The 24,683-nt window shown below is 72.8% G+C and carries 20 protein-coding genes and 1 riboswitch; of the genes, 9 read left to right on the plus strand and 11 right to left on the minus strand.

Going from position 1 to position 24,683, the window contains the following annotated elements; genetic code table 11:
• Positions 1 to 36 precede the first annotated feature (36 nt).
• On the minus strand, positions 37 to 1,038 hold the full coding sequence (locus ACZ7LY_RS28070; RefSeq protein ID WP_471627518.1) for a hypothetical protein: 1,002 nt from the start codon (positions 1,036 to 1,038) through the stop codon (positions 37 to 39).
• 224 nt (positions 1,039 to 1,262) lie between these two features.
• Here ACZ7LY_RS28070 and ACZ7LY_RS28075 point away from each other — a divergent pair, with 224 nt between their 5' ends.
• A complete protein-coding gene (locus ACZ7LY_RS28075) occupies positions 1,263 to 2,006 on the plus strand; it encodes a hypothetical protein (protein ID WP_471627519.1) in 744 nt (247 codons plus the stop codon).
• Positions 2,007 to 2,624: 618 nt separating this feature from the next.
• Here ACZ7LY_RS28075 and ACZ7LY_RS28080 read toward each other — a convergent pair.
• Complete coding sequence (locus ACZ7LY_RS28080) at positions 2,625 to 2,885, minus strand: chorismate mutase (RefSeq protein ID WP_471627520.1); 261 nt, start codon at positions 2,883 to 2,885, stop codon at positions 2,625 to 2,627.
• Positions 2,886 to 3,556: 671 nt separating this feature from the next.
• Here ACZ7LY_RS28080 and guaA point away from each other — a divergent pair.
• Complete coding sequence (gene guaA / locus ACZ7LY_RS28085) at positions 3,557 to 5,131, plus strand: glutamine-hydrolyzing GMP synthase (RefSeq protein ID WP_471627521.1); 1,575 nt, start codon at positions 3,557 to 3,559, stop codon at positions 5,129 to 5,131.
• Between the two features lie 78 nt (positions 5,132 to 5,209).
• Here guaA and ACZ7LY_RS28090 read toward each other — a convergent pair whose 3' ends face one another.
• Positions 5,210 to 5,698: a pyridoxamine 5'-phosphate oxidase family protein gene (locus ACZ7LY_RS28090; RefSeq protein ID WP_471627522.1), complete on the minus strand. Its 489-nt coding sequence runs from the start codon at positions 5,696 to 5,698 to the stop codon at positions 5,210 to 5,212.
• Positions 5,699 to 5,794: 96 nt separating this feature from the next.
• On the opposite strand from ACZ7LY_RS28090, the gene ACZ7LY_RS28095 reads away from it, so the two are divergent.
• On the plus strand, positions 5,795 to 6,562 hold the full coding sequence (locus ACZ7LY_RS28095) for a class II aldolase/adducin family protein (RefSeq protein ID WP_471627523.1): 768 nt from the start codon (positions 5,795 to 5,797) through the stop codon (positions 6,560 to 6,562).
• 399 nt (positions 6,563 to 6,961) lie between these two features.
• The gene (locus ACZ7LY_RS28100; RefSeq protein WP_471627524.1) at positions 6,962 to 7,453 is read left to right on the plus strand and encodes a DoxX family protein; all 492 of its coding nucleotides are present in this window, start codon (positions 6,962 to 6,964) and stop codon (positions 7,451 to 7,453) included.
• Here the strand turns inward: ACZ7LY_RS28100 and ACZ7LY_RS28105 are convergent.
• Together ACZ7LY_RS28105 and ACZ7LY_RS28110 are read right to left on the minus strand one after the other, a co-directional pair.
• Entirely contained in the window at positions 7,450 to 7,674 is a 225-nt protein-coding gene (locus ACZ7LY_RS28105) for a hypothetical protein (protein WP_471627525.1), read from the minus strand. The genes ACZ7LY_RS28100 and ACZ7LY_RS28105 overlap by 4 nt on opposite strands.
• Positions 7,664 to 9,013, minus strand: a complete 1,350-nt coding sequence (locus ACZ7LY_RS28110) for a PspC domain-containing protein (protein ID WP_471627526.1) — start codon at positions 9,011 to 9,013, stop codon at positions 7,664 to 7,666. The genes ACZ7LY_RS28105 and ACZ7LY_RS28110 overlap by 11 nt, the downstream gene beginning before the upstream one ends.
• Before the next feature lie 175 nt (positions 9,014 to 9,188).
• Here ACZ7LY_RS28110 and ACZ7LY_RS28115 point away from each other — a divergent pair, with 175 nt between their 5' ends.
• A complete protein-coding gene (locus ACZ7LY_RS28115) occupies positions 9,189 to 10,493 on the plus strand; it encodes a PspC domain-containing protein (protein WP_471627527.1) in 1,305 nt (434 codons plus the stop codon).
• On the plus strand, positions 10,490 to 11,182 hold the full coding sequence (locus ACZ7LY_RS28120) for a LuxR C-terminal-related transcriptional regulator (RefSeq protein ID WP_471627528.1): 693 nt from the start codon (positions 10,490 to 10,492) through the stop codon (positions 11,180 to 11,182). Before ACZ7LY_RS28115 ends, ACZ7LY_RS28120 begins: the two co-directional genes overlap by 4 nt.
• A 25-nt stretch (positions 11,183 to 11,207) precedes the next feature.
• On the opposite strand, the gene ACZ7LY_RS28125 is transcribed toward ACZ7LY_RS28120, so the two are convergent.
• On the minus strand, positions 11,208 to 12,278 hold the full coding sequence (locus ACZ7LY_RS28125; protein WP_471627529.1) for a C40 family peptidase: 1,071 nt from the start codon (positions 12,276 to 12,278) through the stop codon (positions 11,208 to 11,210).
• A gap of 319 nt (positions 12,279 to 12,597) precedes the next feature.
• On the opposite strand from ACZ7LY_RS28125, the gene ACZ7LY_RS28130 reads away from it, so the two are divergent.
• Complete coding sequence (locus tag ACZ7LY_RS28130; RefSeq protein ID WP_471627530.1) at positions 12,598 to 12,951, plus strand: hypothetical protein; 354 nt, start codon at positions 12,598 to 12,600, stop codon at positions 12,949 to 12,951.
• Between the two features lie 71 nt (positions 12,952 to 13,022).
• Here ACZ7LY_RS28130 and ACZ7LY_RS28135 read toward each other — a convergent pair whose 3' ends face one another.
• Positions 13,023 to 14,225, minus strand: coding sequence for a C40 family peptidase (locus ACZ7LY_RS28135; RefSeq protein ID WP_471627531.1), 1,203 nt, complete (start codon positions 14,223 to 14,225; stop codon positions 13,023 to 13,025).
• Positions 14,226 to 14,233: 8 nt separating this feature from the next.
• Positions 14,234 to 14,398: riboswitch (cyclic di-AMP (ydaO/yuaA leader) on the minus strand.
• A gap of 264 nt (positions 14,399 to 14,662) precedes the next feature.
• Here ACZ7LY_RS28135 and pcrA point away from each other — a divergent pair.
• Positions 14,663 to 17,218, plus strand: a complete 2,556-nt coding sequence (gene pcrA / locus ACZ7LY_RS28140; RefSeq protein ID WP_471627532.1) for a DNA helicase PcrA — start codon at positions 14,663 to 14,665, stop codon at positions 17,216 to 17,218.
• 483 nt (positions 17,219 to 17,701) lie between these two features.
• Here pcrA and ACZ7LY_RS28145 read toward each other — a convergent pair whose 3' ends face one another.
• On the minus strand, positions 17,702 to 19,195 hold the full coding sequence (locus ACZ7LY_RS28145; protein ID WP_471627533.1) for a M23 family metallopeptidase: 1,494 nt from the start codon (positions 19,193 to 19,195) through the stop codon (positions 17,702 to 17,704).
• A gap of 245 nt (positions 19,196 to 19,440) precedes the next feature.
• On the minus strand, positions 19,441 to 20,343 hold the full coding sequence (locus tag ACZ7LY_RS28150) for a lipase family alpha/beta hydrolase (protein WP_471627534.1): 903 nt from the start codon (positions 20,341 to 20,343) through the stop codon (positions 19,441 to 19,443).
• 212 nt (positions 20,344 to 20,555) lie between these two features.
• Between ACZ7LY_RS28150 and ACZ7LY_RS28155 the strand changes: the two genes are divergently transcribed.
• The gene (locus ACZ7LY_RS28155) at positions 20,556 to 20,972 is read left to right on the plus strand and encodes a cobalamin B12-binding domain-containing protein (RefSeq protein WP_471627535.1); all 417 of its coding nucleotides are present in this window, start codon (positions 20,556 to 20,558) and stop codon (positions 20,970 to 20,972) included.
• A 409-nt stretch (positions 20,973 to 21,381) separates the two neighbouring features.
• Here the strand turns inward: ACZ7LY_RS28155 and ACZ7LY_RS28160 are convergent, their stop codons facing one another.
• Entirely contained in the window at positions 21,382 to 22,983 is a 1,602-nt protein-coding gene (locus tag ACZ7LY_RS28160) for a DUF5691 domain-containing protein (RefSeq protein WP_471627536.1), read from the minus strand.
• Between the two features lie 156 nt (positions 22,984 to 23,139).
• Complete coding sequence (locus tag ACZ7LY_RS28165; protein ID WP_471627537.1) at positions 23,140 to 24,525, minus strand: SWIM zinc finger family protein; 1,386 nt, start codon at positions 24,523 to 24,525, stop codon at positions 23,140 to 23,142.
• Positions 24,526 to 24,683: the final 158 nt, after the last annotated feature.

Here is a 24,683-nt window from a genome sequence, read left to right on the forward strand (position 1 = left end):
CGAGTGCGGGTCCTTCGCGTGGCAGGGCCGGGGCCCTTACACCTCGGTGCTCACCTTGCGGCGGCGCACGGAGTAGACGACGCCCACGCCCGCGACGACGGCGATGCCGCCGACGAGACCGACGGTCGGCAGCATGGAGCTGGAGCCCGTCTCGGCCAGCTCACCGGAGACCTTCGGCGCGTTCGACCGGTCGGCCGGCTTGTCGGCGACGGGGGCCTTGCCGCCTTCCTGCGGCTTGGTGCCGGAGGTGTCGGTGCCGGACGAGACGATCTGGAACTTGTACGCGACCTCGCCGTAGCCGGTGCACTCGCCGTCCGCGTCGCCGTAGATGGAGGCGCCGAGCGAGAACGCGGCGCCGACCGGGGCGGCGGACGTCACGTTCACGCGCATCGGGACCTGGGCCTCGTAACCGGGCTCCAGGGTGTCGGAGTAGCCGACGAAGCCGGCCGCGTATCCGTCCTCGCTGACGTTCTCCCAGGTCTTGCTCTCCGGGTCGAACGCCTGGAGGCGGACCTGCTTGCTGGTGAAGAGGTCCTCGCCGTCCTTGTCGGGCGAGGCGCCCGCGAAGTAGCCGAGGTCGCTGAGCGTGGAGTCCGAGTCGTTCGCCACGTTCAGGGAGAACGTGTGCCAGCCGCTGCCCCGGGCGATCTTGCCGGGCAGGCCGGTGATGCTGATGTCGACCTTGGAGTCGGCGCAGATGTCGCCCGGCTCGTCGGTGGGCTCGTCCGTCGGCTCGTCGCTCTCGGACGGCGAGGTGCTGACGCTCGCCGACGGGGTCGTGGTGACGGAGTCGGACGCCGATGGCGTCGTCTCCGGCGCGACCGGCGTCGACTCGGACGGCGTCACCGCCGGGGTGCTCGGCGGGGTCTCGGCGGGCGTCTCGGCCGCGGGGGTGGACGGCGCCGGGGCGGAGGAGGACGTCTCCGCGGCCGGGGTCGTGTCCGGGCCCTCCGCGAACGCGGCGGGGGCGGACAGGAGGGCGATCGGGGCTATGGCGGCCGTGGCGGCAGCCGTCACCAGTGCGCGGCGGAGCTTCATCAGGACCTCGATGTTCAGGGTGGAGCCCTCCGCGTGGCGGTCGCGGGCATGGCCGTAGGTACGCCCGATGTGACCCGCCGGACCCGAACAAGGTTGTCCTCGACCTCACAGGATCTTTATGTGAAGTGGATCACCACAACCTTTCCGCCGCTGCCGTGTCGTTGAAAGGGAACGGGCACGGCCGCCGTCGAGGCCGCGCCCCGGAACGACGAGGTGGGATCACGGTGAAGTCAGCTCTGGGACGCGCACTGGCAGGGGCCTGCGTGGCGGCGGCGCTCACCGCGACGGCCGCCTGCGGCTCGGGGGCGGACGGCGGCGACAAGCCCGGCGGTGACAAGCCCGGCGGTGCCGGGGCGGGCAGCCCGTCCGCGACCGCCGCGAAGCCCGCGGACACCGGCGCGAAGCCGCTCACGAAGGCGCAGCTCACCGCCGCCGCCGTCACCAAGGCCGACCTCAAGGGCTACCGCGTGACGCCCACCGACGAGGACGAGATCCCCGACGTCAGCGTCCCCGCCAAGCCCGCGTCCTGCCAGGCGCTCGCCGACCTGTTCCTGCTCGGCACCGAGCCCGACGCCCGCGCCCGCGTGGCCCGCTCGGTGATCTCCGAGAAGGAGACCGACGCGACGCTGCTCCGGGTCGGACTGTTCGGCAACCAGGAGTCCGACGCCAAGAAGATCGTCGCCGACCTGCGCGCCCAGAGCGCCCACTGCGACGGCTACGAGCACACCGACTACCACTACCGCGAGGTCAAGCCCGCGAAGGCGCCCGCGCTCGGCGACGAGGCGGTCGCGTACACGATGGCCGGCACGGTCGACGGCCAGAAGATGCGCTTCGCGTACAGCGTCGTGCGCAGCGGCTCCACGCTGATCGTCGTCCAGGCGATGAACGCGCTGGGCGGCAAGGACGCCGAGGTCCCCGAGGACGTCCTGAAGACGCAGGTCACCAAGGTCGAGAAGCGGTCCGCGTAACGCGGTCCCGGGCGGACCGAAGGGCCCCGCGTCGCTGGCCGCGGGGCCCTTCGGTGCCGGCTCCGACGTCAGGGCGGCGTCGGAGCCGGACGAGCGGCGCCGGGGGGTAGCGCCGCTGGTGGGGGGTGGTGGTACGGGTGGTCGCGAGTGGTCTGTCGGGCGTACGAGGACGCGCTCGGGCACGGACGCGGTACGGGGGCGCAGGGGACCCGGGGTGCCGGTGTGGGGGAGTCCGGCGCCCCGTGCGGGGGTGTGCGGAACGGGGGGTTCCGCGGATTCGTTCCGGAGGCCGGCCGGCCCCGGGCGTCCCCGGGACCGGCCGTTCTCTTGGGTGACCGGGCTGCTGTCCCCTGCGGTCCGGTCACTGCACTGAAGCGAGGTCCCACGACGCGCACGGCGTGATGACCGTGGCGTCTCATCGCTCCAGCGGAGCCACGCGTGGTTCGATCGGCCCGCCCCTGGCTGGCACGGACAACGGGACCAACGAAGGCCGCGGCGAGCGGTCACGCGCCGTACGGGTGAGGACGGATCCGAACTGGATTCCGAGCCTGTTCCGGGGCCTTTTCCCTGGCCGGTCCTGGGCCGGTCCCGGGCCGGTCCCGAGCTGTTCCCGGGCCGTCAGATCCGGCCGCGGCTCAGCTCCAGGAGGGTCATGGCGAGGGCCGTGCCGGGCTTGCCCAGGGCCTGGCTGTAGCGGGCGAGGATCTCCATCTCGCGGGACAGGTGTACGCGGCGGCCTCCGGAGGTGATGCGGGCCTCCTGGATCACGGCGGACACGGCCATCCGTTCCTGGACGAGGCCGATGATCCTGTCGTCCAGGGCGTCGATGCGGTCGCGGGCGGCGTCGATGGTCGCCGTATCCGTCTTCATCTTCGTCATCTGTGGCTCCTCGGGTGCTGGGGGAGCCCTCGGGTCCGACATGTCCCGGGAACGCCAGACGCCCCGGGCCTTGTCGGCCCGGGGCGCCTGGGAAGTCGCTTGTCTGCGCTCAAGCGTCTTGCCTACGGCAACCGGCGGGCCGGCTTCCATAGGCAAAAAAGAACGAGACGCTCAAGAACATGCCCCGCACTATACGCTCCGCGTTTCTCCCTCCGGGGGCGGGATCTCCGTCTGACGGTCGCGTCGTGGCTGATCGCGCAGTTCCCCGCGCCCCTGAGGAAGTGCCCCTTCGGGTGGGTTCGTCGTCTTCGGCTTCGTCGTGGCTGGCCGCGCAGTTCCCCGCGCCCCTGGAGGGGCGACTGCGTCGCCACCTCCTCCCCTGGGGAAGCTGCACGAAGTGCATGCTTCAGGGGCGCGGGGAACTGCGCGAGAAGCCCCACCGGCCCGCAGCAGACAACGCACAGGTGCACCCCGATAGGGGCGCGGGGAACTGCGCGATCGGGTCCCGCCGGCCGAAAGGTGGGCGACTACCCCAGTGCCGGGCGGCGCGAAGGGCGCCGGGGACCACACCCGCACCCCCACCCCACGCCCCGCTCACCACCACCAAGCCCAGCGCAGCGACCCGGTAGAATCCGGGGTACGACCCCCGCTAAGCCGCCGGAAGGCAACCCGTGTCATCAGCGACCCCCGCCACCCCCGACACCGTCCTGGTCGTCGACTTCGGTGCGCAGTACGCCCAGCTCATCGCCCGCCGAGTCCGTGAGGCCCGGGTCTACAGCGAGATCGTGCCGAGCACCATGCCGGTCGCGGAGATGCTCGCCAAGAACCCGGCGGCGATCATCCTCTCCGGCGGCCCGTCGTCGGTGTACGCGGAGCACGCCCCCCGCCTGGACCGGGAGATCTTCGAGGCCGGCGTCCCCGTCTTCGGCATGTGCTACGGCTTCCAGCTCATGGCCCAGGTCCTCGGCGGCACCGTCGACGACAACGGCGCCCGCGAGTACGGCCGTACGCCCCTGACCGTCTCCAAGGCCAGCTCCACGCTCTTCGAGGGCACCCCCACCGAGCAGTCGGTGTGGATGTCGCACGGCGACGCCTGCTCGGCCGCCCCCGAGGGCTTCACCGTGACCGCGTCCACGGACGTCGTCCCGGTCGCTGCCTTCGAGAACGACGAGAAGAAGCTGTACGGCGTCCAGTACCACCCGGAGGTCATGCACTCCACGCACGGCCAGCAGGTCCTGGAGCACTTCCTGTACCGCGGCGCCGGCATCGAGCCGAGCTGGACCACGGGCAGCGTCATCGAGGAGCAGGTCGAGGCGATCCGCGCCCAGGTCGGCGACAAGCGCGCGATCTGCGGCCTGTCCGGCGGCGTGGACTCCGCGGTCGCCGCGGCCCTGGTGCAGAAGGCCATCGGCTCGCAGCTCACCTGCGTGTACGTCGACCACGGCCTGATGCGCAAGGGCGAGACGGAGCAGGTCGAGAAGGACTTCGTCGCCGCGACCGGGGCGAACCTCAAGGTGGTCGACGCCTCCGAGCGCTTCCTGAACGCGCTGGCGGGCGTCTCCGACCCGGAGACCAAGCGGAAGATCATCGGCCGCGAGTTCATCCGCGTCTTCGAGCAGGCCCAGCTGGAGATCCTCCAGGAGGAGGGCCCCGAGGTCGCCTTCCTCGTCCAGGGCACGCTCTACCCGGACATCGTCGAGTCCGGCGGCGGCACCGGCACGGCGAACATCAAGTCCCACCACAACGTGGGCGGCCTGCCCGACGACATCGAGTTCGAACTCGTCGAGCCGCTGCGCCAGTTGTTCAAGGACGAGGTCCGCATGGTCGGCGCCGAGCTGGGCCTGCCGGACGAGATCGTCCAGCGCCAGCCGTTCCCCGGCCCGGGCCTCGGCATCCGTATCGTCGGCGAGGTCACCAAGGAGCGCCTTGACCTGCTGCGCGAGGCCGACGCCATCGCCCGCGAGGAGCTGACCGCGGCCGGCCTCGACCGCGAGATCTGGCAGTGCCCGGTCGTGCTGCTCGCCGACGTCCGCTCGGTCGGCGTCCAGGGCGACGGCCGCACCTACGGCCACCCGATCGTGCTGCGCCCGGTCTCCTCCGAGGACGCCATGACGGCGGACTGGACGCGGATGCCGTACGACGTGCTCGCGCGGATCTCCACCCGCATCACCAACGAGGTCAAGGACGTCAACCGCGTCGTCCTCGACGTCACGAGCAAGCCCCCGGGCACCATCGAGTGGGAGTAGTCCTTCCCGTACGCACCGCGGACGTGCCGTCCACCCCAGCCGGGTGGGCGGCACGTCCGCTTTCGGCGCCGGGAGCGGTCAGGCGCGCTTCATCGTGCGCACCGGCTCGCCCGGCTTCCACACCCGCACGACGAGATAGCGGTCGTCCTCCACGTACGTGCGGGTGACCTCGGACAGTTCGGCGCGGAAGAGGTGGAAGTCGCCCGGGTCGGGGACCTCGACCTGGCCGGTGTAGCGCTCCAGCGTCGCCGCGTCCGTGACGAGGACGGCCCGGCCGCTGATCCGCGCGTCGCCGCCGCCCATGCCCTGGCCCTCGCCGGGGTTGGCCTGGAGCGCGAAACGCGGGTCGCTCATCAGGTCCCGCGCCTTCAGCGAGCCCGGCATCATGCCGAGCCACAGCTCGCCGTCCAGGAACCGCACCTCAAGGCCGGACGTGCGCGGGGAGCCGTCCTTGCGGAGCGTGGCGAGGACATGGTGCACGTAGGCGGTGAAACGCTCCTCCACGGTTGTGGCGAGCGCGGGTTCGGCGGCGGAGAAGGCGGCCCAGGATGTCTCGTTCGACGTCATACGCCGAGTCTGACGCGGAAACCCGACATCTTTCGTCCCTTTTTCTTCACGGGCGGCCCCTGTCGTCTTCGCGGCGGCGGAGGTACCTTCCGCAGCATGTCGACGCAGCCCCCCGCCCCGATCCCCACCGACCGGCTCCACTTCGCGCTGCCGCCCGTGCACGACTCCGCCGCGGACGAACGCCGGTACCGCAAGGAGCGGCTCGCGGGCGCGCTGCGGATCTTCGGGCGGCTCGGGTACGAGGACGGGGTCTCCGGGCACATCACCGCGCGCGACCCGGAGTACGACGACTGCTACTGGGTCAACCCGTTCGGCGTGCCGTTCGCGCACGTCACCGCCGACGACCTCGTCCTCGCCAACGGGGACGGGCAGGTCGTCGAGGGCCGCTTCCACGTCAACCAGGCGGCGTTCACCGTGCACGCCGAGGTGCACCGGGCGCGGCCCGGGCTCGTCGCGGTCGCGCACTGCCACTCCACGTACGGGCGGGCGCTGTCCGCGCTCGGCGAGCTGATCGAACCGATCACGCAGGAGGCGTGCGCCTTCTACGAGGATCACGCGCTGCTCGACGAGTACACGGGGGTCGGGGTCGACGCGGGGGAGGGCAAGCGGGTCGCTGTCGCGCTCGGCGGGTACAAGGCGTTGATCCTCCGGAATCACGGGGTGCTGACCGTCGGGGAGTCCGTGGACGCGGCGGCCTGGTGGTTCATCGCCATGGAGCGGTGTGCGCGGGTGCAGCTTGCCGCTCGGGCCGCGGGGAGGGTGGTGTTCATCGAGCGGCGGCTCGCGGTCGCCACGCGCGATCAAACAGGCTCCGACCTGGTCGCCTGGATCAACTACCAGCCCCTCTGGCAGGCCATGTCCTGAACCGTCCGGTTCCTTTCACTGGGTTTCGTCGTGGCTGGCCGCGCAGTTCCCCGCGCCCCTTACGGGGCGTTCAACGCCGGTGCCGTGGGGAGCCGCCCCCGCCTTGGGCAGTCTGCCGCCTGGGGCGGCACGGGTGGGCAAGGCGGCCCCCAGCGCGGGGTAAGTGCACGTTGTGCCTCGGGTGCAGCCCCGGTGGGGCTTCTCGCGCAGTTCCCCGCGCCCCTTGCGGGGCTTGACCTCAGCGCCGATCTCCAGGCGCCCCGCGCCCCTGAGGGGGCTGACCTCTGCGCCAAACTCCCAGCCCCTCCGGCGATTGAGGAGCGGGGGGCCTGTTGAACGCGGGGTGGGGGCTCGGCGTACATAAGGTCAGGGGGACGCGCGACGCGGAGGGCGGCGGCTGTGACGTACGTAAGCGGATGGCGTGAGGCGCTCGCCCGAAACCCCCTGCTGCCGCTGAGGCTCTTCCTCGGCGTCACCTTCGTCTACGCCGCCCTCGACAAACTGACGGACCCCGCGTTCTTCCGGGCGACGGGCCCCGGCTCCATCGGCGACCAGATGCACGCCGTACGGAACATCTCCGCCCTCCCCGCCCTGGTGGACCTCGCCCTGAAGGCCCCCGCCGCCTCCGGCTACGCGCTGGCGCTGGGCGAACTGGCCGTAGGACTCGGCACCCTCCTCGGCGTCCTCGCCCGCATCGCGGCCCTGGGCGGCGCCCTGATCTCCCTGAGCCTGTGGCTGACGGTGAGCTGGGCAGCCCACCCGTACTACCTGGGCAACGACCTCGCGTACCTGATGGCCTGGCTGCCGCTGATCCTCGCGGGCGCCCCCCGCTGGTCCCTGGACGCCTGGTGGCGCACCCGGCGCACCCGAAGGACCGGGGACCCGGACTAGACGGAGTCCTGGGCGCGCCGTTCGCGGGCGCGGCCCCTGGCGCGGACGAGCGCGACCGTCGAGCCGAGCAGCGCGGCCCCGCACAGCCCGCCGCACACCAGCGGGATCGCCACGTACCAGGGCGTGTACCAGGCGCCCGCCGCGTCGCCCGCGTACAGCACCGCCGTCAGGACGAGGACCAGGCCGGCGAGGAGCCGCCCCGGCTGGAATTCATGCCGCACGAGAGACCTCCGCCTGTCCGATGCCGACCTGCACCCGCACTTCAAGGACCCCCGCGTCCTTCGCGCCTGCGGGCGGCGCGAGCGTCACCGTCTTCTCCAGACCCGGCCGCACGTCCACGTCCTGCGGGGGATCGCCGGGCAGCCGGAGGTCGCCGACGCCCACCTCCACGCGCAGCTTCACCGTCCCGCCGTGCGGCAGCACGATCCGCGCCCGGCCCGCGCCGACCTCGACGGAGGTGTGCGCGGTGGCGCCCTCGCGTACCGCCACCTTCGACAGGTCGAGCGTGCCGACGCCCGAACCCACCTCGTAGCGCTCGTGCAGCCGCTGCGCGCCCGCCGGGGCCCACGTGGTCCGCATCCAGTGCGTGGTGATGTCCGAGGGCAGCGCCGCCGACGTCGTCAGCAGGCCCGCCGTGAGCAGCGCGAGCACGATCGAGCCGCCGCTCGTACGGCCGAGGAACGCGCTGAGCGCGATGCCGAGCCCGAACACCCCGAGCGCGCACGCGAACCCGGTTTGAAGGCTCCCGCCGAGCGTACGGTCGTGCCAGGTCAGGCCCGTGCCGAGGGCGCCCGCGACGAGCGCGAGCAGGAAGGTGAGCGCGCCGATGCCCCGGGGCCCGCGCGGCAGGGGCGGCGCGGGCGGCCGGGCCGGGGCGGGCCCGTGCGCGGCCGCGTACGCCGGCGACAGTTCCTCGGCGCCAGGCGGCCCCCAGAAGTAGCCGGTGCCGCCGACGTGCGAGCCGTCCTTGACGATCGGGTCCCGCCACCACGAGGGCGCGCCCGCGACCGGCGGCGCCTGCGCCTCGGGCGGCGCGTCGGCGACGGCCCGCTCGGCGACCGGGTCGGGGCGGGGGGTGTCATGGCGCTGCCGCGACCAGTACCCGGCGCCCGCGAGGAGCAGGGAGAGGACGGCGGAGAAGGTGAGCGCGCTGCCGTTGTTCAGCATCGACAGGAAGACGCCGCAGCCGACCAGCGCCGTCATGATCGCGGCGAGCCCGGAGCCGTCGACGCGGCCGGTGAGCAGCTTGCGGAACTCGTTCTCCTCCTCGCCCTCCCAGGGCACGAGGAGCCATGCGAAGCCGTAGAAGATGAGGCCGACGCCGCCGGTCACGGCGAGCACCGCGAGACCGATCCGGAAGATCACCGGGTCCATGTCGCACTGCCGGCCGAGGCCCGCGCACACCCCGCCGAACGTCTTGTGGCGCGGGTCCCTGCGGAACCGGCGCAGCACGGCGGCGGGCTCCCGGCCCGGCCCCGCGCCGCCGCCCGCTCCGCTCTCCTGTCCCGCGCCGGACTCCTGCCCGGCGTGGGGTACCGCGTGGTGAGGCTGCTGGGTCATGCGTCCATGGTGACGGGCGGCGGGCGGCGGCGGGAGCAGGGACGACCCTGGCTGGACCCTGAGATCGCCCCTGAGGCCGGCCGGGGCTCCCGGCCCGGAGCGCGGGGCGGGATCAGGGACGTCTCGGGGCCCGACCCTGATGCCCCGGCGGTCCCCCTCGTGTGACGATCTGTGCATGCCGGACGCCGCGACCCTCCCCCTGACCGACGACCCGCGCGAGGCGCGGGACCCGAGGCCGCCGCGCAGGCTCTACCGTTCCAGCGACGGACGCTGGCTCGGCGGGGTCGCGCGCGGGCTCGCCGGTCACCTCGGGCTGCCGGTGGTGTGGCTGCGGCTGGTGTTCATGGGCCTGTTCATGGCGGACGGACTGGGGGCGCTGCTGTACGCGGCGTTCTGGTTCTTCGTGCCGCTCGGCGTCGGCGGGGTCGGCGCGGACCGCCCCCCGGCGCCCACCACGGAGACGTCGTCGGACGGCCGCCGCAGACTGGTCGCCCGCCGCCCCGACAAGGGGCAGATCCTCGCGCTGCTGCTGATGGTCGTCGTGGCGATGATCTTCGTGCAGAACGTGAACCTCACCGGCAACACCAAGGCGTATCTGATCCCGACCGTCCTCGTCGGCGCCGGCGTCGCCCTCGTGTGGCGGCAGGCGGACAACGCGCGCCGCGCCCGCTGGGCCGAGGTCGGCCGCCGAAGGCGCACCCTGAACCTGGCGCGGGCCGCCGCCGGGGTGCTGCTCGTCGGCGCGGGCGTCACCGGCATCTTCGTCACGCAGGGCGCCACCGAACACCTCGGCTCGATCCTTCAGGCGGCGCTCGCGGTCCTCGTCGGCATCGCGCTGCTCGCCGGCCCCTACCTGATCCGGATGACGCAGGACCTGTCCGAGGAGCGGCTGATGCGCATCCGCGCCCAGGAGCGCGCCGAGGTCGCCGCCCACGTCCACGACTCGGTGCTGCACACCCTCACCCTGATCCAGCGCAACGCGGACAACGCGGGCGAGGTCAGGCGCCTCGCCCGAGCCCAGGAGCGCGATCTGCGGGCGTGGCTGTACAAGCCGGCCGCCGCCGATGACGCCGGGGAGCCGGAGACGGTCGCGGAGGCGGTCAAGCGCAACGCGGCGGAGGTCGAGGACAAGCACGGTGTGCCCCTGGAGGTCGTCGTGGTCGGCGACTGCCCGCTCGACGACGCGCTGTCCGCCCAGATGCAGGCCGCGCGGGAAGCCATGGTGAACGCCGCCAAGTACGGTGGCGAGGGCGGGGCCGTGCAGGTCTTCGCGGAGGTGGAGGGCGACGAGGTGTTCGTGTCCGTACGCGACCGCGGACCCGGCTTCGATCCCGACGCGATCCCCGCGGACCGCATGGGCGTAAGAGAATCGATCATCGGCCGGATGGAACGCAACGGCGGGACGGCCCGGCTGCGGGCGGTGCCGGACGGCGGCACCGAGGTCGAACTGACCATGAAGAGGGCGGAGAGGACGTCATGACGGAAGCGACTGAGGGAACCGGGCCGGGGCGCCATGTGCGGGTGGTCCTGGTCGACGACCACCGCATGTTCCGTACGGGCGTCCAGGCGGAGATCGGGCGGACCGAGACCACCGGCGTCGAGGTCGTCGGCGAGGCGGCCGACGTGGACCAGGCGGTCACCGTCATCACGGCGACCCGCCCCGAGGTCGTCCTGCTCGACGTGCATCTGCCGGGCGGCGGCGGCGTCGAAGTGCTGCGCCGCTGCGCCCCGTTGATGGGGGACGCGGAGAACCCGGTGCGGTTCCTCGCGCTGTCCGTGTCCGACGCGGCGGAGGACGTCATCGGCGTCATCCGGGGCGGCGCGCGCGGCTACGTCACCAAGACCATCACCGGCACGGACCTCATCGACTCGGTCTTCCGGGTGCAGGAGGGCGACGCGGTGTTCTCGCCGCGCCTCGCCGGGTTCGTCCTCGACGCGTTCGCCTCGACGGACGCGCCGCCGGTCGACGAGGACCTGGACCGTCTCACGCAGCGCGAGCGCGAGGTGCTGCGGCTGATCGCCCGCGGGTACGCCTACAAGGAGATCGCCAAGCAGCTGTTCATCTCCGTGAAGACGGTCGAGTCGCACGTCTCGGCGGTCCTGCGCAAGCTCCAGCTCTCCAACCGCCACGAACTGACCCGCTGGGCGACGGCCCGCCGGCTGGTCTGAGCGCGGGCCCGCCCGCGCGCGGGGCTCAGGACACCCGGGTCGCGCCCGCGAACGGCATCTCGTCGATGGGCGCGATCCGCACCGGCGCGCTCGGGTTCGGCGCGTGGATCATGCGGCCGCCGCCGATGTAGAGCCCGACATGGCTGATCCCGGAGTAGAAGAAGACGAGGTCGCCGGGCTTGAGCTCGGAGCGGGCCACGCGCCGGCCCGCGTCGATCTGGGCGTACGTCGTGCGGGGCAGGGAGACACCGGCGGCGCGGTAGGCGGCCTGCGTCAGCCCCGAGCAGTCGAACGCGGAGGGGCCGGTCGCGCCCCAGACGTAGGGGCTGCCGAGGGCGCGGTAGGCGTAGGCGATGGCGGCGGCCGCCCGCGCGTTCGGCGCCTGCGCGGAGCCTTCGGGGGCGGGGGCGTCCGGGGCCGGGCGGGCGTCGGAGCGGGAGGCGCGGTCCGCGCCCGCCGGGTCGGTGACGCGGGCGCGGTCGGCGGGGGAGAGCCGGGCCAGCAGCCGCCTGGCCTCCGTGAGCTTGCCCGTGACGGTCTTCTTCTGGCGGCTCAACTCGGCCTGCCGCGACCGCAGTTCGCGTAAGTGCCCGTCGGCCTGGGAGCGGAGCTGGTCGATCTCGCGCAGCCCGGCGCGGACCCGGGCGAGCGTCACGGCCTGCCGGGCGCCGACGCGGTCGGCGAGCGCCGCCTGGTCGAGGTACTGGTCGGGGCGCGCGGACAGCAGCAGGCGCACGGTGGGGTCGACGCCGCCGGTGCGGTACTGGGCGGCGGCGACCGCGCCGAGCCGCTCGCGCTGGGCGGTGAGGGCGTCCATCCGCCGGGACGCCTCGTCGCGCAGCCTGTTCACCGCGGTGCGCGCCTTGTCGGCCCGCTCCTTGGCCCCGTCGTACTTCTCGGTGGCGACCTCCGCCTGCTGGTAGAGCCGGTCGACCCGGGCCTTGACCTCGGCGGGGGTGAGGTGCGGCTCCGCGTGCGCCGCGCCGCCGCCGACGGTGGTGGCGGTCGCCGCCGAGGCCAGCGCGAGGGTGGCCGCGGTGCGGGCGGTCTGCCCGCCGAGTGAACGTCCTCGGGGCTTGCGATGCGCTGCCGGCATCAAGCGCCACGTCCTTCCGGTCGCTCGGTCCGCCGCGTGGGGGGCGCGGCGGCCGCCTTACGCGTCCGGCGGCGGCCCGCACAGGGGGAGCGGACCGCCGCCGGACCTTTCTCGGCGGTGGCGACCGACTGCCGTCCTGAGCCGGACGGCGGTGGGGAGCCGGTCACCTGGGCATGGACGCTAAACCTCGGCGTAACGGGTTGATGACGGATTGTTCGCAACTGATCTGTTTGTTACGGGTTGTGGCGTGAGGCGACCGTCACGTGTTCACGGGGGATCGGTGACGGCGGCCGATGAGCGCCCGGCTACGCTCACGAGCATGGACGTACTCATCCACCTCTTCGTCGGTCTGCACATCATCGGCATCGCCGCGCTCCTCGGCGGCTTCCTCGCGCAGATGTCGGCGATCGGGAAGGGGACCGCCCGGTTCACCAAGGGCATGCTGCACGGCGCCCTGACGATGCTCGTGACCGGCGTCGCCCTCGTGGGGCTCAACGAGGCGCAGGGCGCCACCCTGAACAACGTCAAGATCGGCGTGAAGCTCGCCGTCCTCGTCGTGATCCTCGGCATCGTCTACGTCAAGCGCGACGAGGAGACCGCCGAGAAGGGCCTGTTCGCGGCGGTCGGCGGCCTGACCATGCTGAACATCTTCATCGCCGTGCTCTGGACCTGACCGGCCCGCCGGCCCCGTACACGAACGAAGGCCCGGACCGCGCAGGTCCGGGCCTTCGGTCGTGCGCCGCGTCAGGCGGGCCGCACCACGCTGTGGATCGCGGACGTGCCGTCGTAGTAGATCGACTCCTCGCGCACGTACGCGCCCGGCTTCGGCGCGTGGATCATCATGCCGTCGCCCAGGTACAGGCCGACGTGGCTGATGTCGTCGTAGAAGAAGACGAGGTCACCCGGCTGGATCGAGGACAGCGGGACCGTCGTGCCCACCTTGACCTGGTCCCAGGTCGTGCGCGGCAGCGTGATCCCGGCGGCCTTCCACGCCGCCTGCGTCAGCCCCGAGCAGTCGTACGAGCCGGGCCCGGTCGCGCCCCACACGTACGGCTTGCCTATCTGGTTCTTGGCGAACGCCAGCGCCTGCGCCGCCTTCGCCGCGTACCCCGACGACGAGCCCGTCCCGGCCCCGGAACCCGTGCCCGCGCCGGAACCCGAGCCCGTGCCCGAGCCGCCCGAGCCCTGCCGGCCGGCCTGCTCCTCCGCCTTGCGCCGGGCCGCGTCCTCCTTCGCCTTCTGCCGCGCCGCCAGCTCGGCGGCCTTCTTGCGGGCCGCCTCCTCCTTGCGCTTCTCGATCGCCGCGAGCCGCGCCTTCTCCTGCGCGGTCAGGCGGGAGAGCAACTGCCGGGCGTCCGCGAGCTTGCCCTGCACGTCCTGCTTCGACGTCTTCAGATCGGTCTGCGACGAGGTGAGCTGCTGAAGGTTCTCCTGCGCCTCCGTCCGCTTCTTCGCGGTCTGCCGCTGCTGCTCCTGGAAGTCGTCGACCGCCTTCTTCTGGCGGGACGTCATCCGGCGCATGAGCTGGTCCTGCGCGAAGTAGTCCTCGGGGTTGTCCGCGAGGAGCATCGTCGCCGTGTCGCTCACCCCGCCGTCGCGGTACTGCTCGGCGGCGAACCGGCCCAGCTCCATACGGGCCGCGTTCATCCGGTCCGTGCGCCGCGCGATGTCGTCGAGGAGCTTGTCGACCTGCTTCTTCTTCCGCGCGGTCTGCTCCTTGGCCGCGTTGAACTTCTGCGTGGCGACCTCGGCCTGGCGGTAGAGCGAGTCGACCTTCTTCTGCACTTCTTCGAGGCTCGGCCGCCGCGGCTGCTCCGGCGCGGCCTGCGCCGTCTGCGACAACAGCGCCACCGAGGTGAGCGCGGCGGTGGTGATACCGACAGCGGGGGTCGTACGAAGACCACCGGTCATCCGGGACCGCGTACGCGGCTTGCGGTGCGACGCCACTTCTGGCGACTCCTTCCGTGGTCCGCCTACCGGGTTAGCTGTCGGGTTCGGGCTACGGAAGGTGCCCTACGGCGTGGGGCCCGCTGATGCCGGGCCGTGAGCCGACTCACCCCAAGGTCGGTGGGTCCCCGGTTCCCCGCCTCACGGCGTACGGGACTCGGCGGGGGCCGCTCGCTCGCCGCGACGTCCGCGGGCGGGGGGACGGGCGGCCCGCGCAGCACCGTAGCCAACTCGTGTTGCTGCTGTGAAGGTTGATGTGCGATATGCCCGATACATTTTCGTGACCTCGGGTACGCGTGCGGGTTCGGCGCCCGTTCTCTCACGCAGGGTGCCAGAGCGGGCGCGTACGGTCAGTGCCGCGCGCCCGGGGCGTGTGCTGTGCCGTATCGCAAAGGCGGGGGCGGGGTGTCAGTGGGTCCGCCTAGACTCGTAGAGCGATGAGCAGCCTCTTTGACGACCACTTCCTGGCCAGCCTCCAGAGCGGAGCGGAAGCACCCCCGCCGCCGCCCGAGGACGAGCACGAGGGCCCCGGCGCCGAGCCGATCCCCGACGACCTGTTCGGCGGGAAGTTCGACGTGCCCCCGGCCAGGGACGCCCACTACCGTGACGGCGCGCCCCGCCCGGTCCTCGACCCCGCGGCCCTCCTGGAAGGGCTGAACGAGAACCAGCGGGCGGCCGTGGTGCACGGCGGCTCCCCCCTGCTCATCGTCGCCGGCGCGGGCTCCGGCAAGACCCGCGTCCTCACCCACCGCATCGCGTACCTGCTCGCCGCGCGCGGGGTCCACCCCGGCCAGATCCTCGCCATCACCTTCACGAACAAGGCCGCGGGCGAGATGAAGGAGCGCGTCGAGTCCCTGGTCGGCCCGCGCGCCCACGCCATGTGGGTCTCCACCTTCCACAGCGCGTGCGTGCGCATCCTGCGCCGCGAGTCGAAGAAGCTCGGCTTCACCTCGTCGTTCTCGATCTACGACGCCGCCGACAGCAAGCGGCTCATGGCCCTGGTCTGCCGCGACCTGGACCTGGACCCGAAGAAGTTCCCGCCTAAGTCCTTCAGCGCCAAGATCAGCAACTTGAAGAACGAGCTGATCGACGAGGAGGACTTCGCCGCCACCGCCGCCGACGGTTTTGAGAAGACCCTCGCCCAGGCGTACGCGATGTACCAGTCCCGGCTGCGCGAGGCCAACGCGCTGGACTTCGACGACCTGATCATGACCACGGTCAACCTGCTGCGCGCCTTCCCGGACGTCGCCGAGCACTACCGCCGCCGCTTCCGGCACGTCCTCGTCGACGAGTACCAGGACACCAACCACGCCCAGTACGCCCTGGTCAGGGAGCTGGTCGGGACCGGCGCCGCGCATGACGCCGACGTGGACGCGGGCCTCGACACCCCGCCCGGCACGGACGACCCGGGCCCCGCCGAGCTGTGCGTCGTCGGTGACGCGGACCAGTCGATCTACGCGTTCCGCGGCGCCACCATCCGCAACATCCTCGACTTCGAGGAGGACTACCCCGACGCCACGACGATCCTCCTGGAACAGAACTACCGCTCCACCCAGACCATCCTCACCGCGGCCAACGCGGTCATCGAGCGCAACGAGTCGCGCCGCCCGAAGAACCTGTGGACCAACGCGGGCGCGGGCGCCCAGATCACCGGCTACGTCGCGGACACCGAGCACGACGAGGCCCAGTTCGTCGCCGACGAGATCGACCGGCTCACCGACGCGGGCGAGGCCAAGGCCGGCGACGTCGCCGTCTTCTACCGGACCAACGCGCAGTCCCGCGTCTTCGAAGAGGTCTTCATCCGCGTCGGCCTGCCCTACAAGGTCGTCGGCGGCGTCCGCTTCTACGAGCGCAAGGAGGTCAGGGACGTCCTCGCCTATCTGCGTGTCCTGTCCAACCCCGAGGACACCGTCCCGCTGCGCCGCATCCTCAACGTGCCCAAGCGCGGCATCGGCGACCGCGCCGAAGCGATGATCGACGCGCTCTCCTCCCGCGAGAAGATCAGCTTCGCGCAGGCGCTGCGCCGCGTCGACGAGGCGTACGGCATGGCCGCCCGCTCGACGAACGCGGTGAAGCGGTTCAACACGCTGATGGAGGACCTGCGCACGATCGTCGAGTCCGGCGCGGGCCCCGCGACCGTCCTCGAAGCGGTCCTGGAGCGCACGGGCTACCTCGCCGAACTCCAGTCCTCGACCGACCCGCAGGACGAGACCCGCATCGAAAACCTTCAGGAACTCGCCGCCGTGGCCCTGGAGTTCGAGCAGGAGAACGCGGCGGCGGCTTCGGCAGCGGCAGCGGAGGAAGGTGCCGAGGGCGCGGACGCGGGCGGGGGCGCCGGCGGGGGGACCCTGTCGGACTTCCTGGAGCGGGTCGCGCTCGTCGCGGACTCCGACCAGATCCCCGACGAGGAGGACGACGGCAGCGGCGTCATCACCCTGATGACCCTGCACACCGCCAAGGGCCTGGAGTTCCCGGTCGTCTTCCTCACCGGCATGGAGGACGGCGTCTTCCCGCACATGCGCTCCCTCGGCCAGACCAAGGAGCTGGAGGAGGAGCGCCGGCTCGCCTACGTCGGCATCACGCGCGCCCGTGAGCGGCTGTATCTGACGCGGTCCTCGATGCGCAGCGCGTGGGGGCAGCCGTCGTACAACCCGCCGTCGCGGTTCCTGGAGGAGATCCCGGAGAAGCACCTGGAGTGGAAGCGGACCGGACCTTCGACGCCGGCCGTCTCCACGAAGAACCTCGGCGGGGGCATCGCGGCCTCGCTGTCGTCGTCCCGGTCGCGCTCGACGCCGGCGTTCGCCACGCGCCGGGCGAGCGAGAAGCCGGTCGTGGCGCTGGCGGTCGGGGACCGGGTGACGCACGATCAGTTCGGGCTCGGCACGGTGGTCGGGGTCAGCGGGTCCGGGTCCAACGCGGAGGCGACGATCGATTTCGGCGACCCGAAGCCGAAGCGGTTGCTTTTGCGGTACGCGCCGGTAGAAAAGCTCTAGGGCTGCCCCCTGAGGCTGGCCTCCACCTGCGGCCCGGTGGGTGGCTGGTCGCGCAGTTCCCCGCGCCCCTGGGGAGTTCTCCGGTCGAGGCCCGCTGTCCTGAACGTTGCGCAGTTCCCCGCGCCCCTCAGGAGCGGGGCTTCGCCCCAGCTCCCCAGGGGGGGAGGTGGCGACGTAGTCGCCCCTCCAGGGGCGCGGGGAACTGCGCGATCAGCCACGACGAAAGCTGAGGATCAAGACCACGGGCTGGCCCACCTGCCTAGGGGCGCGGGGAACTGCGCGACCAGCCACGACGAATGTCGAGGATCCCCACCGGCAGAGCCACCCACTCACCCAGGGGCGCGGGGAACTGCGCGCCCAGCCACGACGAGAGTCGAGGATCCCCACCTGCCGGAGCCACCCACTCACCCAGGGGCGCGGGGAACTGCGCGAGCGACCACGACGTACCGTCAGACGAATCCCGCCCCGCTCAGCCGCCGGCGATCACGTCGGGTCGAGCCCGTGACTCCGCAACCACGGCAGAGGGTCAACCGCCGCCCCGCCCCCAGGATGCACCTCGAAATGCAGGTGCGGCCCCGTCGAATTACCCGAATCCCCGGACGTGGCGATGACGTCCCCCGCCTTCACCGGCCCGTTCAACACGGTGTGCCGGGACAGATGGCAGTACCAGGTCTCCGTACCGTCCTTCGCGGTGACGATCGCCATGTTCCCGTACGCGCTGTTGAACTGCGTCCGCACCGTCCCGTCCGTCGCGGCCATCACCGGCGCGTACGTCACGGGGAAGTCGATACCGGTGTGCGACGACATCCAGTTGATGCCGGCCTGCCCGAAGTACGCGCTGAGCCCGCGCTGCTTGACCGGCAGCGCGAACTTCGGCCGCATCGCCTCCTTGCGCGCGGCCTCGGCGGCGGCCCTCTTGCGGTCGGCCTCCTGCTTGGCACGCAGGTCGATGCGCTCCTGCGTACGGCTGGCGCGGTCCGCGAAGTCACCCGCGTCGGCCGACAGGCCCCGCAACTGCGTGTCCAGCTTGTTGTTGGCGACGGCCGGCTTCACCGCGGGGACGTCCGCCGCGGCGGCGGTGGTCTGCGTGTCCTTGCCGTCGTCGCCGCCCATCACGGACGCGGCGGCGGCCCCGGCGACCCCCACGACACACACGGAGGGCACGGCCACCGTGAGCAGCGCGGAACGCTTCGACGGCGTACGGCGACGCGTACGGGCGGAACGGTCGGCGCGGCCGGGACGGGGGGCGCGCGCCGGAGTGGGAGCGGCGGGCGCCGGCTCGGGGTCCTCGTCGGGGGCCAGGTCCAGTTCCAGGGCCTGGGTGTCGTGCGGGAGTGCCTGGTCGAGGGGGCTGTACTGGTCCGGCACCTGCTCGTGGACGGTGGTGGCCTCGGCCTCGGGCTGCTCGGCGGGCGCCGGCTGGTCGGCGGGCGCGGAGTTCCAGGCGGTGGCGTCGTACGCGCCCGTGTCGTAGACGGCCGTCCCGAAGGGGGAGGCGAAGGTCTGCGTGGCCTGCGCGGTGTCGCCCCACTGCCCGGTGTCCCACTGCCCGGTGTGCTGCTGCGTGCCGTACGCGGTGTCGGGCGCGGCCCAGATGGCGGTGGTGTCGTACGAGCCCGTGTCGTAGGTGCCCGTCGCGTACGGGTCCGCGTACGTCTGCGCCTGCTGCTGCGGAAGCGGGCTTCCGGCGGCGGCGTACCACTGGCCTGTGTCGTAGGAACCGGTGTCGTAGGAAGCCGTGGCGTAGGTACCGGTGTCGTACGTACCGGAGTTGTACGTGCCGGTGTCGTACGTGCTCGGGGTGTACGCGTTCGGGGCGTCATAAGTCGCCGCGTCGTGGGTACCAGGGTGGGTACCGGAGGCGTACGGAGCGTCGCCCGGCAGGTCACCGAAGAGTGGATCGGTGGCGAAGCTGGTCGTGGAGTGCCCGCCGTACGCCGCGTCGTACGCGGGCGCCGACGGATGACGGTCGTTCACCAACTTCTCTTTCGCCTCGACAACAGGGGCTGCCAGAGCAGTGCGGTGACTGTACCCGGCGGTATGAGCGCACGACAATCTTCGTCGGCGTCCCTCACCCCCGGAATCGGGCGAACTCCCGCCTTCAGGCGGTCCACGTGCAGAGCTTTTGGCGCTGAGTTCGAGATGCGTTCGACGCGCGGCGACCGGTTTTCGCGCATGACGGGCCGGGCGGGTCGGGTCGGAGTGGGGGGGCTGGGTCGGGGTCAGGCCACGGTCAGGCCGGCGCGGGCGAGATCCGTCGCGGGTTCCTGGTCGAGCGCGTCGCGCACGGCGGTCGCCACGGCCGGGTGCACGGGCAGCGCCAGATGCCCGACACCGGTGACCCGCACGTTCCGCGCGAGCAGATCGGGGTGGTCCACGCACGCCGTCTCCAGCGGCACCATCACCTGATCGAGGTCGCTCCAGAAACTCACCACCTGCGTACGGCACCCCGGCGCGGGCGCCCGCAACTCCTCGACGAGCGACGAACCCGGCCGCATCTGCCGCACGATCGGATGCGCGTCCGCGAGCCGCGCGACCCGGGTGCCGCCGTGCGGGGTGCCGAGCGTCACGAGCGTACGGACGTACTGGTCGCCGCCCATGCGCTGCACGTAATAGCGGGCGATCAGGCCGCCCAGGCTGTGGCCCACGATGTCGATCCGGTCCCGCCCGGTGCGCTCCCTCATCTCGTCGACATGCCGGGCGAGCAACGCGGCGGCGGTACGGATGTCGCAGGTCAGCGGCGAGTAGTTGAGCGACGACACCTGCGTCCGGCCGTGCTGCGCCAGCGAACGCCGCAGCAGCACGAACACCGAGCGGTTGTCGATGAATCCGTGCAGGAGGAGGACGGGGGTGGGGGCCGGCGCGGGGATCGCGGGCGGGGGCGGGCGGTCCGGGTCCGGGTTCGGGCGTCGGTCCGGGCTCGGGTCCGGGCGCTCGGGGAGGATGCCTGAGGGGTAGAGGAGGAGATGGCCGGTGAGGATCGCCAGCTCCAGCGCGGTCGCCTTCACCAGCGCGACGGAAAGGCCGCTGAGGCCGGTGAAGCTGGTGAGGCCGGAGAGACCGGTGAGTCTCGGGGGTATCAGGTGAAGGAGCGGGCGAAAGGGCAGGAAACTCGTGACCTTCATCGGTCGACCTCCCGTCGGCGCACGCCCTCGCGCGCCCGCCCCCGGTGCGGTCGTCCTCCGGCCCGGACGGGCGCGGCGCTCAGCGAACGTGTCCCACGTGTGATTTCCCCCTCCCTGCACACCGCGAAACGGCTGCTTGCGGGATGCTGGCGATAACGTTCGTTCACTTCGGGTATCCGCTCCCGGGGAGCAGTCACTTCATGGAGGCAGTGATGGGTGTGGCAGCCGGTCCGATCCGCGTGGTCGTCGCCAAGCCGGGACTCGACGGCCACGATCGCGGGGCCAAGGTGATCGCGCGTGCGCTGCGTGACGCCGGCATGGAGGTCATCTACACGGGCCTGCACCAGACGCCCGAGCAGATCGTGGACACCGCCATCCAGGAGGACGCCGACGCGATCGGGCTGTCCATCTTGTCCGGCGCGCACAACACGCTGTTCGCCCGTGTCATCGAACTTCTCGCTGAGCGCGACGCGGCGGACATCAAGGTGTTCGGGGGCGGGATCATCCCCGAGGGGGACATCGCGCCGCTGAAGGAGAAGGGGGTCGCGGAGATCTTCACGCCCGGGGCGACCACGGCGTCCATCGTGGAGTGGGTCCGAGCGAACGTCACCCAGCCGGCCTCCACGTAGCCCCTCCGGGGGTTGGCCGGCCCTTGCCCCTCGGCGCCCTCCTCTCACCTGCGGGCCGGTGGGGGCTGGTCGCGCAGTTCCCCGCGCCCCTGAGGGAGCGGGGCTCCGCCCCAGCTCCCCAGGGGAGGAGGCGGCGACGAAATCGCCCCTCCGGCTCCCTCCGGGGGAGGGTGCGACGAAGTCGCCCCGACAGGGGCGCGGGGAACTGCGCGACCAGCCACGATGAACCGGCAGGTGACAACCCACGGGCAGGCCCACTACCTGAGGGGCGCGGGGAACTGCGCGCTCAGCCACGACGAAGTCGAGGACAGAGAACTCGGCCGAAGGGGCACTTCCTCAGGGGCGCGGGGAACTGCGCAACCCGAGTCACAACGGGCCTCCGCCGGATGACTCCCCAGGGGCGCGGGGCTCACCCGGGGGCAGAAGGCGCCCCGAGTAGTTCCTCCCGCAAAGCCCGGCGCAGCCGAACCGTGCCCAGCAACCTCTGAAACGCCTCCGCCCAATACCCCCCGGCCCCGGGCCCCGCCCCCTCCGGCTCCTCCACAGCCACCGCAAGCCCCTCCAGCCGCCCCGCCTCCGCAGGATCAAGACACCGCTCCGCCAGCCCCATCACCCCGCTGAAACTCCACGGATAACTCCCCGCGTCCCGCGCGATGTTCAACGCGTCGATCACCGCACCCCCGAGCGCCCCCGCCCAGGGAGTCGCACACACCCCGAGCAACTGGAACGCCTCCGACAGCCCGTGCGCCGCGATGAACCGCGCGACCCACTCCGCCCGTTCCCCCGCCGGCAGCGCCCCCAGCAGCTTCGCCCGCTCGGCCAGAGACACCGCCCCGGGCCCCGCCGCCCCCGCCGCCGTGGCACACCCGAGCAGCGCCCGCGACCACGCCGTGTCCCGCTGCCGTACCGCCGCCCGGCACCACGCCCCGTGCAGTTCGCCGCGCCAGTCGTCGGACACGTCCAGCGCGACGATCTCCTCGGGTGTCCGCCCGCTGAACCGCTCCGGCCAGCGATCCAGCGGCGCCGCCTCCACCAACTGCCCGAGCCACCACGACCGTTCGCCCCGGCCCGTCGGCGGTTTGGCGACGACACCGTCCCGCTCCATCGACGCGTCGCACTCGTAGGGCGCCTCGACGGCTATCGCCCCGGCCGCCGCGTCCCACGCCACGCAGGACAGCGCCCGCGCGGCCATCCGCGCGGCCAGCGCGGAACGCGGCAGCGCCGACAGCAGCTCCGCCGCCGTCGCCCGCACGTTCCGCGAGCGGTCCCCCAGCGCCTTCTCGAGGAAGGGCTCGTCCGCGTGCCCGAGCCCCGCCCGCAACGAGTCAAGGAACATCAGCCGGTCCTCCGCCCGCTCCGTCCCCCACGTGCCGGCCAGCAACTCCCGCGCCGCCGCCGGATCGTGCGCGCGCACCGCGGCGAGCAACGCCACCCGCTCCGCGAACAGCCCCTCCTCCCACAGCGCCCGCACCCGCTCCGTGTCGTCCGGCGCCGGAAGCGAGGCGCCCGCGCCTGGGGTGGCACGCAGCGCGAACTTCCAGTCCGGGTTGAGCCGGGCCAGCCACAACGCCCTCGGCCCGGCGAACGTGAGCGCCGCCGCCCGCAGATCCGTACGCCCGCGCGCCGCGTCGAGCAGCGCGGGCAGCAGGTCGGCGGGCGGCCCGTACCCCTGCTCGTTGGCGATCGCCAGCCACTGCGGCAGCAGCTCCAGCAGATCGGGGGTGCTGCCTCTGCGGGTCGTCCCGCTGCCCGGCCGGTCGGTGAGCAGGAGCGCCAGGCGCCGCCGGGCCGCGAGCGGCAGCGGGGGACGCGGATCGGCGGCGGCCGGTTCGGGCGGGGTCGCCGCCGGGGCCGGGGTGAGGCCCGCGCGGCGCCGCACCGTGTGGACGGCGGCCTCGTCGAGCAGGGCGTCCGGGGTGAGCCCGGGGCGCCGCTCCGTGCCCAGCAGGGCGCTGGTCACCAGCTCGTCCCAGCCGGTGCTGTCGGTGCTGCCGGCGCTGACTGTCGTCACCGTGGGTCCTCTCTGATCGGATCGGATGGAAGTCGGAAGCAAACCGGAAGCAAACTGGAAGGAAGTCGGAAGGAAATCGACCGGGGCTGCCCGGATCGCGGTCCCCGGCACCGGCCGTGCCGGCGGCCTCGGGGCGCCGGGCGAGTGGGGGCGCCGTCACAGCGGTACGACCTCGGGCGCCCCGGACGTCCACGCCGACAGGGCGCGGAAACCCGCGTGCCCGCACTCCCCGAACACCGTGACCGGACCGCCCCCGGACAGCGCCACCAGCCGCCACAGCCCCGCCGGCGCCGCCCCCGTACCGGCCCCGCCCCCGGTGAGGGGGAGCGCCGCCTTGCCGTCGGCGTCCGTCAACTGCCAGCCCCCGTCCGGGCCCTGGGCCGGTATGACGTCCGCCAGCGTCACCGGCCACGACTCCAGCCACGGATCGTCGGCGAGAGCCCCGCCGTATTCCGCGAGCGCCGCCTCGACATCGCCGCCCGCGGGCCGGGCCGGCTCGGTGTCCGGCGCCGCGAACCGCTCACCCAGCTCCCCGCGCAGCGCCCGCGCCCCCGGTTGCCCCGCCACCTCCGCGTCCAGCGCGAGCCCCACCGGCAGCGCCAGCTCGGGGGAGCGGCCGGCCGCCCCGTACGACAGCAGCAGCGTGGTGCGGCCCGAGCGCACGCCGTGCAGCCATATCCGGCGCGTCGTCAGATGGCCGTCCGCCGTGTCGTACTGGGCCAGGACCAGCCAGCGGTCCCGTACCGGCGCCAGCTTCGCCGGGGCGGGCAGGCCCACACGGGTGCGGACGGTCGCCGCCAGCGCCTCGGGCAGCTCCTCACGGCGCTGCCAGCCCCGGCCCAGGAGATGCAGCAGCGCGCACTCCTCCAGCATCCGCGTCGGCCGCCCGGCCGCTCCGGACACCGCTATGGACGCCAACTCCCGTACGCGTGAGGCAAGTCCGGGGGCCTGGGCGTCGACCATGCGGGCCGCCGTCTCCTCCCACAGCGCGTACCCCCCGTGCTCCGCCTGCGCGAGACCGCCGCGCAGCAGGTCGGCCAGGCGCTGCTCCAGCTCCGTCGTGCCCGCCGTGATCCGCTGCGCCCGCCGCTCCGCCCGGCGCCGCGCCGCGTCCGGATCGGCCGGCGCCGCGCCGGTCCCGTCCGCCCCCAGGTCCGTCCGCCGGGTCCGGGCCCGCTGTCTGCGGCCCTCCACCCACTCCCGCGCCCAGTCGGGCGGCTCCTGCCCGCCCGGCACGTCCGCCTCGCCGCCGGCCCAGAGCAGCAGCAGTCCGAGCGCGTGCTTGCACGGGAACTTCCGGCTCGGGCACGTGCACTTGTACGCCGGGCCGCCCGCCTCGCCTGCGCCGCCCGTGTCCACGACCGTCTGGTACGCCTTCGCCCCGCTGCCCGCGCAGAGCCCCCACACCGTCCCCTCGTCCGCGCTCCCCGTCCCCGACCACGGCCCCGCCGTGCCGAGCTTGCTCCCCGCTTTGCGCGACGCGGCGTCAGGCGCCAGTGCCAGCACCTGATCCGTCGTCCAGCGCACCCCCTGCTGAGTCATGTCACCGACGGTAGGGCCCGCCACTGACAATCGCCCCGGCAACTGCCCTGACCTGCGCCGATGTTCGGGCCGGGGTCGATTGTCAGTGGCGTGGTGCACGGTGGGAACCAGCACGCGGCGAGGCCGAGTGGGGCCGACTCGCGCTGCTTCGAACCGGG

The organism is Streptomyces sp. NPDC107550, from assembly GCF_055639095.1.

Coding starts and splice junctions, on each gene's coding strand:
- ACZ7LY_RS28070 (WP_471627518.1), bottom strand. CDS start 1,038: ATGAAGCTCCGCCGCGCACTGGTGACGGCTGCCGCCACGGCCGCCATA.
- ACZ7LY_RS28080 (WP_471627520.1), bottom strand. CDS start 2,885: ATGACGAAGATGAAGACGGATACGGCGACCATCGACGCCGCCCGCGAC.
- ACZ7LY_RS28090 (WP_471627522.1), bottom strand. CDS start 5,698: ATGACGTCGAACGAGACATCCTGGGCCGCCTTCTCCGCCGCCGAACCC.
- ACZ7LY_RS28095 (WP_471627523.1), top strand. CDS start 5,795: ATGTCGACGCAGCCCCCCGCCCCGATCCCCACCGACCGGCTCCACTTC.
- ACZ7LY_RS28110 (WP_471627526.1), bottom strand. CDS start 9,013: ATGACCCAGCAGCCTCACCACGCGGTACCCCACGCCGGGCAGGAGTCC.
- ACZ7LY_RS28115 (WP_471627527.1), top strand. CDS start 9,189: ATGCCGGACGCCGCGACCCTCCCCCTGACCGACGACCCGCGCGAGGCG.
- ACZ7LY_RS28120 (WP_471627528.1), top strand. CDS start 10,490: ATGACGGAAGCGACTGAGGGAACCGGGCCGGGGCGCCATGTGCGGGTG.
- ACZ7LY_RS28125 (WP_471627529.1), bottom strand. CDS start 12,278: ATGCCGGCAGCGCATCGCAAGCCCCGAGGACGTTCACTCGGCGGGCAG.
- ACZ7LY_RS28130 (WP_471627530.1), top strand. CDS start 12,598: ATGGACGTACTCATCCACCTCTTCGTCGGTCTGCACATCATCGGCATC.
- pcrA (WP_471627532.1), top strand. CDS start 14,663: ATGAGCAGCCTCTTTGACGACCACTTCCTGGCCAGCCTCCAGAGCGGA.
- ACZ7LY_RS28150 (WP_471627534.1), bottom strand. CDS start 20,343: ATGAAGGTCACGAGTTTCCTGCCCTTTCGCCCGCTCCTTCACCTGATA.
- ACZ7LY_RS28155 (WP_471627535.1), top strand. CDS start 20,556: ATGGGTGTGGCAGCCGGTCCGATCCGCGTGGTCGTCGCCAAGCCGGGA.
- ACZ7LY_RS28165 (WP_471627537.1), bottom strand. CDS start 24,525: ATGACTCAGCAGGGGGTGCGCTGGACGACGGATCAGGTGCTGGCACTG.